The sequence below is a fragment of the Kitasatospora sp. NPDC048194 genome (assembly GCF_043202455.1).
Taxonomy (GTDB): domain Bacteria; phylum Actinomycetota; class Actinomycetes; order Streptomycetales; family Streptomycetaceae; genus Kitasatospora.
This window is the reverse complement of record NZ_JBIDAK010000001.1, coordinates 64281-77976: the sequence shown is the minus strand read 5'-3', so window position 1 is coordinate 77976 and position 13696 is coordinate 64281. Positions and strand designations below refer to the sequence as shown.

Sequence of the window (13696 nt, the reverse complement as noted above, 5' to 3'; positions counted from 1 at the left end):
GACGGCGGTCCGTCCAAGCAGTGGAATTGTAGTAGGGGAGTAGTCATGCATGTTGTTGTCGCTGGTCAGGGCTATGTGGGGCTCCCTCTGGCCGTGCGGGCTGCCGAGGTAGGGCATCGGGTCGTCGGGTACGACGTGGACGAGCGCCGGATCAAGCGGCTCGCGGTCGGCGAGTCGTACGTCGAGGACATCCCCGCCGAGCGGCTGCGTCCGCTGCTGGACAGCGGGGCGTACCTGCCCTCCGCCGACCCCGCGGACGTGGCCGGTTTCGACATCGCGGTGATCACCGTGCCGACGCCGCTGCGCGACGGCGTCCCGGACCTGTCGTACATCGAGTCCTCGGCCCGGCTGCTGGCCCGGCACCTGCGGCCCGGCGCCACCGTGGCGCTGGAGTCCACCACCTACCCGGGCACCACCGAGGAACTGCTCGCCCCGCTGCTGGAGGAGGGCTCCGGACTGCGTGCCGGCGTCGACTTCCACCTCGGCTACAGCCCCGAGCGGATCGACCCGGGCAATCCGCAGTGGAGGTTGGAGAACACCCCCAAGGTGGTCTCCGGCACCACCCCCGAGGGCCTGGCAGCGGTCGACGCCTTCTACGGGCAACTGGTGGAGAGCACCGTCCCGGTCTCCTCCTGCAAGGAGGCCGAGCTGGCCAAGCTGCTGGAGAACACCTTCCGGCACGTGAACATCGCCCTGGTCAACGAGCTGGCGATGTTCGCGCACGACCTCGGGATCGACGTGTGGGAGGCGATCGACGCGGCCTCCACCAAGCCGTTCGGCTTCCTGCGGTTCACCCCGGGGCCGGGCGTCGGCGGGCACTGCTTGCCGATCGACCCCTCGTACCTGTCCTGGCGGGTGGAGCGGGCACTCGGTCAGCCCTTCCGCTTCGTGGAGCTGGCCAACGACGTCAACAGCCACATGCCCGACTACGTGGTGCGGCGCCTCACCGAGGCCCTCAACCACCGGCAGCGCTCGGTCAACGGCTCCCGGGTGCTGGTGCTCGGTCTGGCGTACAAGAAGAACACCGGCGACGCCCGGGAGACCCCGGCCGCCCGGGTGGTTGAGCTGCTGAGCCGCATGGGCGCCGAGGTCCGTGGCGCCGACCCGCACGTGGTCGTGGACGTGCACGTCGCTGAACCGGCCATTCCGGGCCAGCGGACCCCCGACCACCAGGAGGGCGGTCCGCTGGCCTCGGTCCACCGCGTCGAGGCCACACCCGAAGAGCTGGCTGCGGCCGACGCGGTGATCCTGCTTGCCGACCACGACGACTTCGACTACGCGGCGGTGTCACAGCACGCGCGGTACGTGCTGGACTGCCGGCGGCGGCTCACTGGGACAACCGTCGAGGTGCTCTAGCCGCCTCACTGCTCCGAGGAAGTAGCGAGGGCCTCGGCAGCCCTTCCTTCGACGGCTGCCAGTCCGTCTGCTTCCGGGGGCACCTGTCCCGCTTGGGCGGGCGTCTCGCTCTCCGCTGGGGCCTCGTCGGGTACCTGAGAGGCCGCGACCACTGCGTCAACCACCTCGTTGATGGCCGCGTGGCTCACCTCCTGCGGGGTGTCGACGGTCCTCTCCTCGGTGGTCACAGCAACGGCGCCCGTCTCCGGGTCCGTCACCATCACGGAGATGGTGCAGGGCTGCGGCTCAGCCGCCTCATCCACAGGGGTGGTTACGGTCACTGAGACCGCCAGGTCCTCGGCGACCAACGTCGTCATGGTCACAGCGCCGGTCGACTCGTCCACCGACGTCTCGACGATCGGCGCGTAGCCCGGGGCGCTGACACCGCGCATGAAGCTCTTCAGGTGCGTCATGTGGTGCAGGAGGTCCTCGACGGGGTCGGGCACGATGTCCTTGAGCATCTGCTTGGCGTCCTCCGATGCCGACCGGGCCGCAGGCCCATCCTTGCCCTTCTTCGCCTGGCCCTTGCTCGACTCGTCCTTCTTTCCGGCTGGCGGCGTCGCGGTGAGAGGAACCGGGGCGGGGGCCTTCTGCTGGGGCTCTGCCGGCGGGGCCGGGGCCATGGGCACGGAGTCCCCGACCGTCGCAGTCACGGTCTCGGTGGGCGCTACCTCGCGGTACAGCGGCTTGGCTGCCAAGGGCAGGCTCGCACCGGGCGGGGCGGCCTGCGGGGCGTGCTCCGGCTCACCGTATGCAAGGGCCTGGGCGTCGACCTCCGACATCCCGCGTCGCTCGGCCTCCGCCACGACCGCCTTCCGTTGCTCTTCGGTCAGGGGTACTCCGGCGATCCCGCCGTGCCCGTCGAAGTAGGTCGGCACATAGCCGCGCTGCGGGGAGTCCTTGTAGACGTCGTGCTTCTCGTCGGGCCCGTTGTCGTCACCGCCCGGGTCTGGTGTCGGCTCGGGTCCCTGGTCTGGCGCCGCGGGCACAGACGTTCCCTCTGAAGTTCGCTCAGGCAGCGTGTCAGTTGCGCACATAAGACAAGTGATGGCAGTCGCTGTGGCGATTAGGCCCCAGGAGAAGATCGCGATCTTTCTGTCAGGCTGACCACGGTCAGGCAACGCAAGGAGGGTGGATATCGGCTTCCTGTGGCGGGACACGGCAACTCCATATTTCGGAGTGGTTGAGGGATCACGCACAGTAAAACACGCCAAGTTCGTGTCCGAAAACTGGCGGGGTGCCAGTTCATCCGCAGGTCGCACAGCCTCTCCGACTTGGGGCTGATATGACGTGGAGCGCCGGTGAATTTCGTTGCCGAAACTTCACACTCACCTGGGTCAACTGGATCAAGCCAGGTGATCCAGAATTTGATTGATGTTCAGTACCTCAATCGCGCAGGCGTGCGGGATTGCGATCTTGAATCCTCCCGCGACCGAGTGGATGCGAGGAACGAAGCAGGGCAGACGCCGGAACAAAGCACAGCGCAATTCCCATCGGGAGTGCCGGAATGGCCAATAGAGCGAGCGGCCAAGGCCCGAAGGTCGATATCCGCCAAGCCCGCAGTTGCGATAATTGTCGCGGGTGGGGCGGCGTCGTGATCGACGGTCGATACGAGCTGTGCCCGGCCTGTCAGCGCACCCCCGCCGAGGCGTCCGCGAAGTCAGCACCAAGTCAGCACGGGGCGGGTGGCGGGGGGTGATCCGGGGTGCTTCCAGGTCAGCACCAAGTCAGCACGGGAAACAGAAGGGGGCCTGACCCCGAAGGATCAGACCCCATCTGACCTGCATGTTTGCCAGATCAGGAGCGCCGTGCTATGGAACCCGTCACACGTTGAAGCGGAACTCCACGACGTCGCCGTCCTGCATGACGTAGTCCTTGCCCTCGATGCGGGCCTTGCCCTTGGCGCGGGCCTCGGCGATGGAGCCGGCCTCGACCAGGTCGTCGAAGGAGATGACCTCGGCCTTGATGAAGCCCTTCTGGAAGTCGGTGTGGATGACTCCGGCGGCCTCGGGGGCGGTGGCGCCCTTCTTGATGGTCCAGGCGCGGGCTTCCTTGGGGCCGGCCGTCAGGTAGGTCTGCAGGCCGAGGGTGTCGAAGCCGACGCGGGCGAGGGTGGCGAGGCCGGGCTCCTCCTGGCCCATCGACTGGAGGAGTTCGAGGGCCTCGGCGTCGTCGAGCTCGATCAGCTCGGACTCGATCTTGGCGTTGAGGAAGATCGCCTCGGCCGGGGCGACCAGCTCGCGCTGGGCGTTCTTGAAGTCCTCGTCGGCCAGCTCGGCCTCGTCGACGTTGAAGACGTAGAGGAAGGGCTTGGAGGTCAGCAGGTGCAGGTCGCGGATCGGGGTGGTGTCGAAGCCCGCCTCGAAGAGGGTCTTGCCGGTCTCCAGGATCGCCTGTGCGGCCTCGGCGGCGGCGAGCACGGGGGCGGTGTCCTTCTTGAGGCGCGCCTCCTTCTGCAGGCGCGGCAGGACCTTCTCAATGGTCTGGAGGTCGGCCAGGATCAGCTCGGTGTGGATGGTCTCGATGTCGTCCTTGGGCGACACCTTGCCGTCCACGTGCACCACGTCCGGGTCGGTGAAGGCGCGCACGACCTGGCAGATCGCGTCGGACTCCCGGATGTTGGCCAGGAACTTGTTGCCCAGGCCCTCGCCCTCGCTGGCGCCGCGCACGATGCCCGCGATGTCGACGAAGTCGACGGTGGCCGGGAGGATGCGCTGGGAGCCGAAGATCTCGGCGAGCTTGGTGAGCCGCTCGTCCGGAACGCCGACGACGCCGACGTTCGGCTCGATGGTGGCGAACGGGTAGTTGGCCGCCAGCACGTCGTTCTTGGTCAGGGCGTTGAACAGGGTCGACTTGCCGACGTTCGGCAGGCCGACGATTCCGATCGTGAGCGACATGAAGCGCAGTCCCGTGGGCTTGGAGGAGTTGGGTCGGCACCGTACGGGCCGACCCCCAAGTCTACGGGCAGCGCCTGCGCCGCCCTACGCCTCGGTCGGCGCGGGCGCCGGCTCGAGGAACTCGAGGCGGTTGCCCAGCCTGTCGTCCGTGTGGAAGCGCCGGTGGCCGGGCAGGTCGTGGTCCCAGCGCACCTCGTGGCCGTACGCGGTGAGCCGTGCCGCGAGGGCGTCCAGCGAGTGCACCAGGATGCCCGGGTGGCCCTTGCGGGACGGTCGGAAGTCCGGGGTCACGCCGAGGTGCACCTCGACTCCGCCGCCCCGGAACCAGCAGCCGCCGCGCGCCTTCAGCACCGGCGGCTTCTCCAGTTCCGTCATGCCGAGCACACCGGACCAGAAGGCGCGGCACTCGTCCTCGGCGCCGGCCGGGATGTCGAGCTGGACGTGGTCGATGCGTTCGAACGTGAAGTCGGCACCCATGAGCTCCCCCGGTGCGATGATCCGACGATCTTGGTGCGTCGACTCGTTCGGGCAGGTCAGACCCGCTGAGCGACGATCACAGGAGTACCCCATCCGGGGACACGGGACAAGACCTGAACGGTCCATTACACAGTGTGGCGATGATCGGACCGTACGTTGGGCGGGTGGAGCAGAGGATCCGAACCCAGCCGCCAGGGCCCAGACGCCGTCCGCAGCACCGGCCGGCCGCGCCCGCCGTCCCCGGTCCCGGCCGGGCTCCCGAGAGCGCCGGAGCCCCTGCCGACCGCGCGCCCGCCGACCGCGCCCCCGCATCCTCGCGGCTGCGCCCAGTGGCCGGCCGCCAAGCCCCGCCCCGCCCGTCGCCCGGGCGGCGGCTGCGGGTGTACGGGCGGCGCCGGACCGGCCGCCCGACCCGGCTGACCGCCGTCGGCACGGGCGTGGCCGCCGTGCTGGCGACGCTGGGGGTGGCGGCCGTGGACCGGCTGCTCTTCGACGACCTCGGCTGGCTGTTCGGCCTCGGCTACCTGGTGGTCTGCTTCCAGCTGGCCGTCCGGGTCCGCTACGCCGACCTGTTGGCCGCACCGATCAGCGGGCCGATCGCCTTCGCCGCCGCGCTGCTGGCGCTCGCTCCGGTCGGCTCCCCGGGTGCCACCGCCCAGGTGGTGGGGCTGGCCACCGGGCTGGCGCTGAGGGCCGGCTGGCTGTTCACCGGGACCGGCCTGGCCGCGCTCATCGTGCTCGCCCGCTTCGTCGCCCAGCGCCGGATCCACCGGTCCCGCTGACGTCCGGCGCCCCGCCGGCTCCCGGGCCCGGCGCGGCGGTCCCGCCGGTGCCGGCGGGGCCCCTCAGCCTGGCCCCGGCGGGGCCCTCAGCCCGCCGCCCGGGCCGCCGCCATGGCGGCTCCGACGATGCCGGCGTCGTTGCGCAGCTCGGCCGGCACCACCCGCGCCCCGCGCGCCCTCAGCAGCGGCAGGAACTTCTCGTGCTTGCGGCTCACCCCGCCGCCGATCACGATCAGCTGCGGCGAGAAGAGCATCTCCACCAGGTCCAGGTACTCGTCGACCCTCCCGGCCCACTGCTCCCAGTCCAGCCCGTGCCGTTCCTTGGCCGCCGAGGAGGCCCGGCGTTCGGCGTCCTTGCCGCGCAGCTCCAGGTGGCCGAGCTCGGTGTTGGGCACCAGCGTGCCGTCCACGAACAGGGCGCTGCCGATGCCGGTGCCGAAGGTGAGCACCAGGACCACGCCGCGCTCCCCGTGCCCGGCGCCGTGGGCCATCTCGGCCAGCCCGGCCGCGTCCGCGTCGTTGAGGACGGTCGCGGGCAGGTCCAGCGCCTCGCGGAACAGGCCCTCGGCGTCCAGGCCGATCCAGCCCTTGTCCACGTTGGCCGCGGTTCTGGTGTGCCCGCCGACCACCACGCCGGGGAAGGTCAGCCCGACCGGCCCCCGGTGGTCGAAGTGCCGGACCACCTCGCGCACGGCGGCGACCACGGCCTCGGGCTCGGACGGCTGCGGGGTGAGCACCTTGTAGCGCTCCTGGGCGAGCACGCCCCGGGCGAAGTCGACCGGGGCGCCCTTGATGCCCGAACCGCCGATGTCCACGCCGAATACCGCCGTCATCACTCCGCCCTCCGCGTTCCGCCGCGCGTCTTCCCGCCCGCGGCCCGCTCGTCGTCCACAGCCTGTGCACAAAGCTACGAGAGGGCGCACGGCCACGCACAGCGAAACGGCGCGCAGGGGCCGGGAAAGCACGGAACCCGGCACCCCCGCCGGGGGCACCGGGTTCCGCGGGAGGATCAGAGCTTGCCCGCGGCCTCGGCGCGCAGGTCGCGGCGCAGTTCCTTGGGCAGCGAGAAGGTCAGGTGCTCCTCGGCGGTCTTGACCGTCTCGACCGTGTCGAAGCCGCGCGCGGCCAGGAACTCCAGCACCCCTTCGACCAGGATCTCCGGCACCGAGGCGCCGCTGGTCAGGCCGACCGTGGTGACGCCCTCCAGCCAGGACTCCTGGATCTCCTCGGCGAAGTCCACCAGGTGGGCGGCCTTGGCGCCGTACTCCAGGCCGACCTCGACGAGGCGGACCGAGTTGGAGGAGTTCTTGGAGCCGACCACGATCAGCAGGTCGGTCTCCTCGGCCAGCTGCTTGACCGCGACCTGGCGGTTCTGGGTCGCATAGCAGATGTCGTCGCTGGGCGGGCTGACCAGCGCCGGGAAGCGCTTCTTCAGCTCGCCGACGGTGGCCATGGTCTCGTCCACCGACAGGGTGGTCTGGGACAGCCAGACGACCTTGGACTCGTCCCGGACCCGCACGTTGGCGACGTCCTCGGCGCCGTCCACCAGGTGGATCCGGTCCGGGGCCTCGCCCATGGTGCCGATGACCTCCTCGTGGCCCTCGTGGCCCACCAGCAGGATGTCGAAGCCCTCGTCGGCGAAGCGCACCGCCTCCTTGTGCACCTTGGTGACCAGCGGGCAGGTGGCGTCGATGGTGGCCAGCTTGCCGGCCCGCGCCTCGTCGTGGACGGACGGGGCGACACCGTGCGCCGAGAAGACCACGATCGAGCCCTCGGGCACCTCCTCCGTCTCGTCGACGAAGATCGCGCCCTTCTTCTCCAGGGTCTGCACCACGTACTTGTTGTGGACGATCTGCTTGCGGACGTAGATGGGCGCCCCGTACTGCTCCAGGGCCTTCTCCACGGCGATCACGGCGCGGTCGACGCCCGCGCAGTAGCCCCGGGGGGCGGCGAGCAGGACACGGCGCTGCGCGGTGTTGGACATGGCTCCATCGTACGGGCGGCCGCGCACCGCACCTCTCGGGGCGGGCAGCCGCGCCGACGGGCCGCACTTTCCGGTCGGATCCGGTCGCAAGTGCTCAAATGTGATGTCTATGAGCACCGTGAGCGAGCAGGCGACGCCGGGCGGCCTGCGCCGCAGTCTGGGCGTCCGCGATCTGATGGTCTACGGACTGCTGTTCATCGCCCCGATGGCCCCGGTCGGCGTGTTCGGCGTGCTCGACGCCAAGAGCCACGGGGCCGTGGCCTCCGTCTACCTGGCCGCCACCGTGGCGATGGGCTTCACCGCCCTCTCGTACGCCCAGATGGTGCGCGCCGTGCCGCAGACCGGCTCGGTCTTCGCCTACGCCCGCGCCGGCCTGGGCGAGGGGCCGGGGTTCATCGCCGGCTGGATGGCGATGCTGGACTACCTGCTGATCCCGGCGGTCGCCTACCTCTTCTCCGGGATCGCGCTGCACTCCCTGGTGCCGGACGTCCCGCGCTGGGTGTGGACGGCGCTCGCGGTCGTGGTGACCACCGCCCTCAACCTGATCGGGGTGCGCACCGCCGCCGTGGTCGGCTTCGCGGTGCTGGCGCTGGAGGTCGCGGTGCTGGTGGTGTTCGTCGCGGCGGCCGCGGTGGCGCTGGCCCAGGACGGCGCCCGGCGCGGCTGGGACACCCCGCTCACCGCCGTCGGGGACTTCTCGCTCACCGCGGTGGTCTCCGCGGTGTCCGTGGCGGTGCTCTCCTACCTGGGCTTCGACGCGATCGCCACCTTCGTCGAGGAGGCGGTCGGCGCCTCGGCGGCGGTCGCCCGGGCCGTGCTGTGGTGCCTGGCGCTGGCCGGGGTGCTGTTCGTCGCCCAGACCTACCTGGCGGCGCTGCTGGAGCCGATGACCCCGCAGCAGCTGGCCGCCGATCCCGGCGCCCAGGGCTCGGCCTTCTACGACACCGTGGAGAGCAGCACCGGGCACTGGCTGCACGTGCTCGTGGCGTCCAGCAAGGCGATCGGGGCGGCCTTCGCGGCCCTGGCCGGGCAGGCGGCGGCCGGACGGCTGGTCTACGCGATGGGCCGGGACGGGCGGCTGCCGCGGGCGCTCGGCTCGGTCGACCCGGCGAGCGCGGTGCCGCGCCGGGCGCTGCTGGCGGCGGCGGTGATCACGATGGCCGCGGCGGTCTGGGCGGCCGAGCGGGACGACGGGCTGGACCAGCTGACCTCGGTGGTGAACGTGGGCGCGCTGACGGCCTTCGCCCTGCTGCACGCCTCGGTCATCGGCTGGTACACCGTGCGGCACGGCTCGCGGGACCGGCTGCGGCACCTGATCGTCCCGCTGCTGGGGATCGCGGTGATCGGCGCGGTGGTCTACGAGGCCTCGACGACGGCGCAGGTCGCCGGGCTGGTCTGGCTGGCGGTCGGCCTGGTGGTGCTCGGCGTGCAGGGCGCCGCCGCGCCGGGTCCGCGCCGGTGACGCCGCCCTCCACACGGGCGAGGCCCCCGCGGCACCGGTGACGCCCCTTCACACCGGTGAAGCCCCTCCACGCCGGTCAGGCCGCCTCGACGAGGGTGAGGCCCCTCCAAGCCCGTAGCGGCCCCGGCGCCGGTCGGCGGCCGCGCTGTCGGCCCGCGCCGCTAGCCTCGTACGCATGGCCAACACCAGCTCCCCCGAAGCCCCGCTCCCGGTCGGCAAGGTCTCCGCGCTGATCGGCGGCTGGATCGACCGGCTCGGCGCGGTGTGGGTCGAGGGGCAGATCACCCAGCTCAGCCGTCGGCCCGGGGCGGGCGTGGTGTTCCTGACCCTGCGCGACCCGCAGGCCGACGTGTCGCTCACCGTGACCTGCTTCCGCTCGGTGTTCGAGCAGGTCGCGGACGTGGTGCAGGAGGGTTCCCGGGTCGTGGTGCACGCCAGGCCGGAGTGGTACGCGGCGCGCGGGCAGCTGTCGATGCGGGCGTCGGAGATCCGGCCGGTGGGCCTGGGCGAGCTGCTGGCCCGGCTGGAGCAGCTGAAGCGGCGGCTGGCCGGGGAGGGCCTGTTCGCGGCCGAGCGCAAGCGGCCGCTGCCGTTCCTGCCGCAGTGCATCGGGCTGGTGACGGGGCGCGGCTCGGCGGCCGAGCGGGACGTGCTGGAGAACGCCCGGCGGCGCTGGCCGGCCGTGTGCTTCGAGGTGCGCAACGTCCCGGTGCAGGGGGTCAGCGCGGTGGAGCGGGTGAGCGCGGCCGTCCGGGAGCTGGACGAGCACCCCCGGGTGGACGTGATCATCGTGGCCCGGGGCGGCGGCAGCGTGGAGGACCTGCTGCCGTTCTCGGACGAGGGCCTGGTGCGGCTGGTGGCGGCCGCCCGGACACCGGTGGTCAGCGCGATCGGGCACGAGCCGGACCAGCCGTTGCTGGACTTCGTCGCCGACCTGCGTGCCTCCACGCCGACCGATGCCGCCAAACGGGTGGTTCCGGACGTGGGCGAGGAGCTGGCCAAGGTCCGCCAGCTGCGCGACCGGGCCCGTCGGCACGTGCTGGCCAGGGTCGACCGCGAGCAGCACGGGCTGGACGGGCTGCGCAGCCGCCCGTCGCTGGCCGCCCCGCACCGGATGCTGGACGGCCGCGGCCAGGAGGTGGACGGCCTGCTGGAGCGGGCGCGCCGCACCCTGCGGCACCGGCTGGACCACGCGCAGAGCGACCTCGGGCACACCCTGGCCCGGGTGGTCGCGCTGTCCCCGGCGGCGACGCTGGAGCGCGGCTACGCGGTGCTCCAGCGGGCGGACGGCGCGGTGGTGACGGGTCCTGCGCAGGTGGCGGCCGGGGAGGAGCTGCACGCCCGGGTCGCCGGCGGCGGCTTCGGCGTCACGGTGGACGCCGGGCCCGGCACGGCGGGCGTCGAGTAGTCACGGCCCGCGTCACCCCGGCCCGCGTCGCCCTCGCCTGCCGGCCCGCGCCTGCCCGTCCTCGCCTGCCCACCCACGCGTGCGCCGCCCACGCCTGCCCGCCCACGCGTGCGCCGCCCTCGCCTGCGCCGCCCGCGTCCGCGTCGCCCAGGCCCGCGCACGGGCGCTCGCTGTCGGCGCCAGCCCCTACGCTGGCACCCATGGCAGAGCAGCAGGAGCAGGAGCAGGAGCGGAAGGACGCGGCGGCGCCGACCCCGGACGACGCGCTGGGCTACGAGCACGCCCGGGACGCGCTGCTGGACGTGGTCCGGCAGCTGGAGAACGGCGGCACCTCCCTCGAGGAGTCGCTCGCCCTCTGGGAGCGCGGCGAGCAGCTGGCGAAGGTGTGCCAGCGCTGGCTCGACGGCGCCCGGGCCCGGCTGGACGCCGCGCTGGCCGCCGAGGAGGGCGGGGCCCCGGGCGGGGAGTGAGCCCCGTCACACCCCCTTGGGGAATCGTTGAATCTTCACCTATGTTGGTGGAGGTGATCGGCCGAGCCGGTCACACCGACGAACCCCCTCCCGCATGAGGTGCAGAAGCATGACCACCGACGCCCTGGTACTCGACGCCGCCGCTCAGGACCTCCTGTTCCGCGAGGCCCGCACCGCGAACAGCTTCACCGACGAGCCGGTCACCGAGGAGCAGGTCCAGGCGATCTACGACCTGGTCAAGTACGGCCCCACCGCCTTCAACCAGCAGCCGCTGCGCGTCGTCCTGGTCCGCTCCGCCGAGGGCCGCGAGCGCCTCGTCCAGCACATGGCGGACGGCAACAAGGCCAAGACCTCCGCCGCGCCGCTGGTCGCCATCCTGGCCGTGGACAACGAGTTCCACGAGGAGCTGCCGACCCAGCTGCCGCACTTCCCGCAGGCCAAGGACATGTTCTTCTCGGAGCGCGCCGTCCGCGAGCAGTCCGCCGTCCTGAACGGCGCGCTGCAGGCCGCCTACTTCATCATCGGCGTGCGCGCGGCCGGCCTGGCCGCCGGCCCGATGACCGGCTTCGACGCCGAGGGCCTCAACAAGGAGTTCTTCGCCGACGGCGAGCACTCGGTGCTGGCCGTGGTCAACATCGGCAAGCCGGGCGCCGACGCCTGGTTCCCGCGTTCGCCGCGCCTGGAGTACGACCAGGTCGTCACCACCGTCTGAGCGCACCTCGCGACGGCGAAGGGCCCGCACCGGTTCGTCCGGTGCGGGCCCTTCCGCGTCCTCGGGCCTGCGCGCCCCGCCGTTCGCCGGCCGTGCGCCCCACCGTTCGCCGGCCGTGCCCCGCCGTTCGCCGGCCGGCCGCCGCCCCGTACCGCCGGCACGACGCGCCGGCCGCACGCCGCCGTGCGCGGTGCCCGGTACTACTTGAGCGCCTGGGCCAGCTCGGCCAGTTCCTCGTAGGAGGCGGTGCCGGTGATCACGGTGGTCGCCGAACCGGTCTGGGCGGCCAGCGCCCGGCTCTTCTCGCCCTGCACCCTGTCCCAGGTGCGCCCCGCGGCGTCCGAGGTGCCGTCCGGCTGCCCGCCCGCGACCTTGTCGGCCAGCAGCCGGTCCCGGGGGACGTCGGCCTGCTCGACCGCCGCGTACTGGCCGGAGGGCGTCACGAAGCCCAGGTGCCAGGCGTTGCCCTTGCCGGAGTTCAGGTCGGCCGGGGTGTAGCTGACCGAGGTGGCCCGCCACGTGCCGGGCAGCCCCTCCGGGGAGAGCAGCGGATACGGCGCGGCGCGCTTCGCCGAAGCCGCCGCCACCTTGTACTCGACCACGTGCACCGGGTCGCTGTCGGCGTCGTGCGGGAGGAACAGGTACCCGATCCAGACGACGAGACCGACCGCCAGCATCGACAGGACCATGTCCCGTACGGTCTGCCGACCCCTCATGCCCTTGCTCTCTGCAGCCACCCCCACATGGTGACTCATCCACCTTCCGGCCGGGTCACCCGGGGTGTCCACGTCCGGGTGAAGCCGGACGAACCAGTGCTTTTCGTCACAGGGTGGCGACCCGCGGCACAGACAGTCATCTCGTGGGCAGATACGATCGCAGAACCCTCACCACGGCGTTCGACCTGGCAGTAGTCGGGCGCTCACTGGCCGTCGCGTACAGAGAGGTAACGACGATGACCACGCAGTACCCGCACCACCTCCCCAGTGCCCTGGAGGTCGCGCCCGAGGCTCCGGACCGGAACCTCGCGCTCGAACTCGTCCGGGTCACCGAGGCGGCCGCCATGGCCGCCGGCCGATGGGTCGGCCGCGGCGACAAGAACGGCGCGGACGGTGCCGCCGTGAAGGCCATGCGCACCCTCGTCTCGACCGTCTCGATGAACGGCGTGGTCGTCATCGGCGAGGGCGAGAAGGACGAAGCCCCGATGCTCTACAACGGCGAGCGGGTCGGCGACGGCACCGGCGCCGAGTGCGACGTCGCGGTCGACCCGGTGGACGGCACCACGCTGACCGCCAAGGGCATGAACAACGCGGTGGCCGTGCTCGCCGTCGCGGACCGCGGCACCATGTTCGACCCCAGCGCCGTGTTCTACATGGACAAGCTGGTCGCCGGCCCGGAGGCCGCCGAGTTCGTCGACATCACCGCCCCGGCGGCCGTCAACATCCGCCGGGTCGCCAAGGCCAAGGGCAGCGCCGTCGAGGACGTCACGGTGGTCGTCCTCGACCGCCCGCGCCACGACGGCCTGGTCCGGGAGATCCGCGAGGCGGGCGCCCGGATCAAGTTCATCTCCGACGGCGACGTCGCCGGCGCCATCATGGCCGCCCGCGAGGGCACCGGCGTCGACCTGCTGATGGGCATCGGCGGCACCCCGGAGGGCATCATCGCGGCCTGCGCGATGAAGTGCATGGGCGGCGTCATCCAGGGCCGACTGTGGCCCAAGGACGACGCCGAGCGGCAGAAGGCCCTGGACGCCGGACACGACCTGGACCGGGTGCTCACCACGAACGACCTGGTCAGCGGCGAGAACGTGTTCTTCGTCGCCACCGGCATCACCGACGGCGAGCTGCTGCGCGGCGTGCACTACCGCTCGGAGACCGCCACCACCAGCTCGCTGGTGATGCGCTCCAGGAGCGGCACGATCCGCGAGATCAACTCCGTCCACAAGCTGGCGAAGCTGCGGGCCTACAGCGCGATCGACTTCGACCGCGCCAACTGACCCGCGCACGACGGTTCGCGGCGCGGCCTCGGCGGAATCCCCCTCCGCCGAGGCCGCGCCGCTTTCCGCCCGCCGCACCGCCTGCCGGAGGCGACTGCCGTCCCGCCGGAGGCGGA

General features: G+C 72.0%; 13 protein-coding genes. 7 read left to right on the top strand and 6 right to left on the bottom strand.

Annotation, left to right across the window (positions count from 1 at the left end):
- Positions 1 to 45: 45 nt before the first annotated feature.
- Positions 46 to 1356 carry a nucleotide sugar dehydrogenase gene (locus tag ACGF07_RS00355; protein WP_392894170.1) on the top strand — a complete coding sequence of 437 codons (1311 nt, stop codon included), beginning with the start codon at positions 46 to 48 and terminating at the stop codon, positions 1354 to 1356.
- Between the two features lie 5 nt (positions 1357 to 1361).
- On the opposite strand, the gene ACGF07_RS00350 is transcribed toward ACGF07_RS00355, so the two are convergent.
- The 3 genes from ACGF07_RS00350 to ACGF07_RS00340 form a co-directional block, all read right to left on the bottom strand.
- Positions 1362 to 2555 carry a hypothetical protein gene (locus ACGF07_RS00350; protein WP_392894168.1) on the bottom strand — a complete coding sequence of 398 codons (1194 nt, stop codon included), beginning with the start codon at positions 2553 to 2555 and terminating at the stop codon, positions 1362 to 1364.
- 663 nt (positions 2556 to 3218) lie between these two features.
- Positions 3219 to 4292, bottom strand: a complete 1074-nt coding sequence (gene ychF, locus ACGF07_RS00345) for a redox-regulated ATPase YchF (protein WP_392894166.1) — start codon at positions 4290 to 4292, stop codon at positions 3219 to 3221.
- An 84-nt stretch (positions 4293 to 4376) separates the two neighbouring features.
- Complete coding sequence (locus ACGF07_RS00340; RefSeq protein ID WP_392894164.1) at positions 4377 to 4769, bottom strand: VOC family protein; 393 nt, start codon at positions 4767 to 4769, stop codon at positions 4377 to 4379.
- Between the two features lie 329 nt (positions 4770 to 5098).
- On the opposite strand from ACGF07_RS00340, the gene ACGF07_RS00335 reads away from it, so the two are divergent.
- Positions 5099 to 5551 carry a DUF6542 domain-containing protein gene (locus tag ACGF07_RS00335; protein WP_392894163.1) on the top strand — a complete coding sequence of 151 codons (453 nt, stop codon included), beginning with the start codon at positions 5099 to 5101 and terminating at the stop codon, positions 5549 to 5551.
- 86 nt (positions 5552 to 5637) lie between these two features.
- Here the strand turns inward: ACGF07_RS00335 and ppgK are convergent, their stop codons facing one another.
- Complete coding sequence (ppgK, locus tag ACGF07_RS00330) at positions 5638 to 6384, bottom strand: polyphosphate--glucose phosphotransferase (RefSeq protein ID WP_350743897.1); 747 nt, start codon at positions 6382 to 6384, stop codon at positions 5638 to 5640.
- Positions 6385 to 6560: 176 nt separating this feature from the next.
- A complete protein-coding gene (locus ACGF07_RS00325; RefSeq protein WP_350743898.1) occupies positions 6561 to 7535 on the bottom strand; it encodes a 4-hydroxy-3-methylbut-2-enyl diphosphate reductase in 975 nt (324 codons plus the stop codon).
- A gap of 109 nt (positions 7536 to 7644) precedes the next feature.
- On the opposite strand from ACGF07_RS00325, the gene ACGF07_RS00320 reads away from it, so the two are divergent.
- From ACGF07_RS00320 to ACGF07_RS00305, 4 genes are all read left to right on the top strand, one after another.
- Positions 7645 to 8997: an APC family permease gene (locus tag ACGF07_RS00320; protein WP_392894161.1), complete on the top strand. Its 1353-nt coding sequence runs from the start codon at positions 7645 to 7647 to the stop codon at positions 8995 to 8997.
- 175 nt (positions 8998 to 9172) lie between these two features.
- Positions 9173 to 10405, top strand: a complete 1233-nt coding sequence (gene xseA / locus ACGF07_RS00315; protein ID WP_392894159.1) for an exodeoxyribonuclease VII large subunit — start codon at positions 9173 to 9175, stop codon at positions 10403 to 10405.
- Positions 10406 to 10605: 200 nt separating this feature from the next.
- Positions 10606 to 10875, top strand: a complete 270-nt coding sequence (locus ACGF07_RS00310) for an exodeoxyribonuclease VII small subunit (protein WP_392894157.1) — start codon at positions 10606 to 10608, stop codon at positions 10873 to 10875.
- 109 nt (positions 10876 to 10984) lie between these two features.
- Entirely contained in the window at positions 10985 to 11587 is a 603-nt protein-coding gene (locus ACGF07_RS00305; RefSeq protein ID WP_392894155.1) for a malonic semialdehyde reductase, read from the top strand.
- Positions 11588 to 11787: 200 nt separating this feature from the next.
- On the opposite strand, the gene ACGF07_RS00300 is transcribed toward ACGF07_RS00305, so the two are convergent.
- Complete coding sequence (locus ACGF07_RS00300) at positions 11788 to 12324, bottom strand: DUF4245 domain-containing protein (RefSeq protein WP_392894153.1); 537 nt, start codon at positions 12322 to 12324, stop codon at positions 11788 to 11790.
- A 215-nt stretch (positions 12325 to 12539) separates the two neighbouring features.
- Here ACGF07_RS00300 and glpX point away from each other — a divergent pair, with 215 nt between their 5' ends.
- Complete coding sequence (gene glpX / locus ACGF07_RS00295) at positions 12540 to 13580, top strand: class II fructose-bisphosphatase (RefSeq protein ID WP_392894151.1); 1041 nt, start codon at positions 12540 to 12542, stop codon at positions 13578 to 13580.
- Positions 13581 to 13696 lie beyond the last annotated feature (116 nt).

Excerpts from the sequence above, each read along its gene's own strand:
- ACGF07_RS00320 (WP_392894161.1), top strand. The coding sequence starts at position 7,645 with ATGAGCACCGTGAGCGAGCAGGCGACGCCGGGCGGCCTGCGCCGCAGT.
- ACGF07_RS00340 (WP_392894164.1), bottom strand. The coding sequence starts at position 4,769 with ATGGGTGCCGACTTCACGTTCGAACGCATCGACCACGTCCAGCTCGAC.
- ACGF07_RS00305 (WP_392894155.1), top strand. The coding sequence starts at position 10,985 with ATGACCACCGACGCCCTGGTACTCGACGCCGCCGCTCAGGACCTCCTG.
- ychF (WP_392894166.1), bottom strand. The coding sequence starts at position 4,292 with ATGTCGCTCACGATCGGAATCGTCGGCCTGCCGAACGTCGGCAAGTCG.
- glpX (WP_392894151.1), top strand. The coding sequence starts at position 12,540 with ATGACCACGCAGTACCCGCACCACCTCCCCAGTGCCCTGGAGGTCGCG.
- xseA (WP_392894159.1), top strand. The coding sequence starts at position 9,173 with ATGGCCAACACCAGCTCCCCCGAAGCCCCGCTCCCGGTCGGCAAGGTC.
- ACGF07_RS00355 (WP_392894170.1), top strand. The coding sequence starts at position 46 with ATGCATGTTGTTGTCGCTGGTCAGGGCTATGTGGGGCTCCCTCTGGCC.
- ACGF07_RS00325 (WP_350743898.1), bottom strand. The coding sequence starts at position 7,535 with ATGTCCAACACCGCGCAGCGCCGTGTCCTGCTCGCCGCCCCCCGGGGC.
- ACGF07_RS00310 (WP_392894157.1), top strand. The coding sequence starts at position 10,606 with ATGGCAGAGCAGCAGGAGCAGGAGCAGGAGCGGAAGGACGCGGCGGCG.
- ppgK (WP_350743897.1), bottom strand. The coding sequence starts at position 6,384 with ATGACGGCGGTATTCGGCGTGGACATCGGCGGTTCGGGCATCAAGGGC.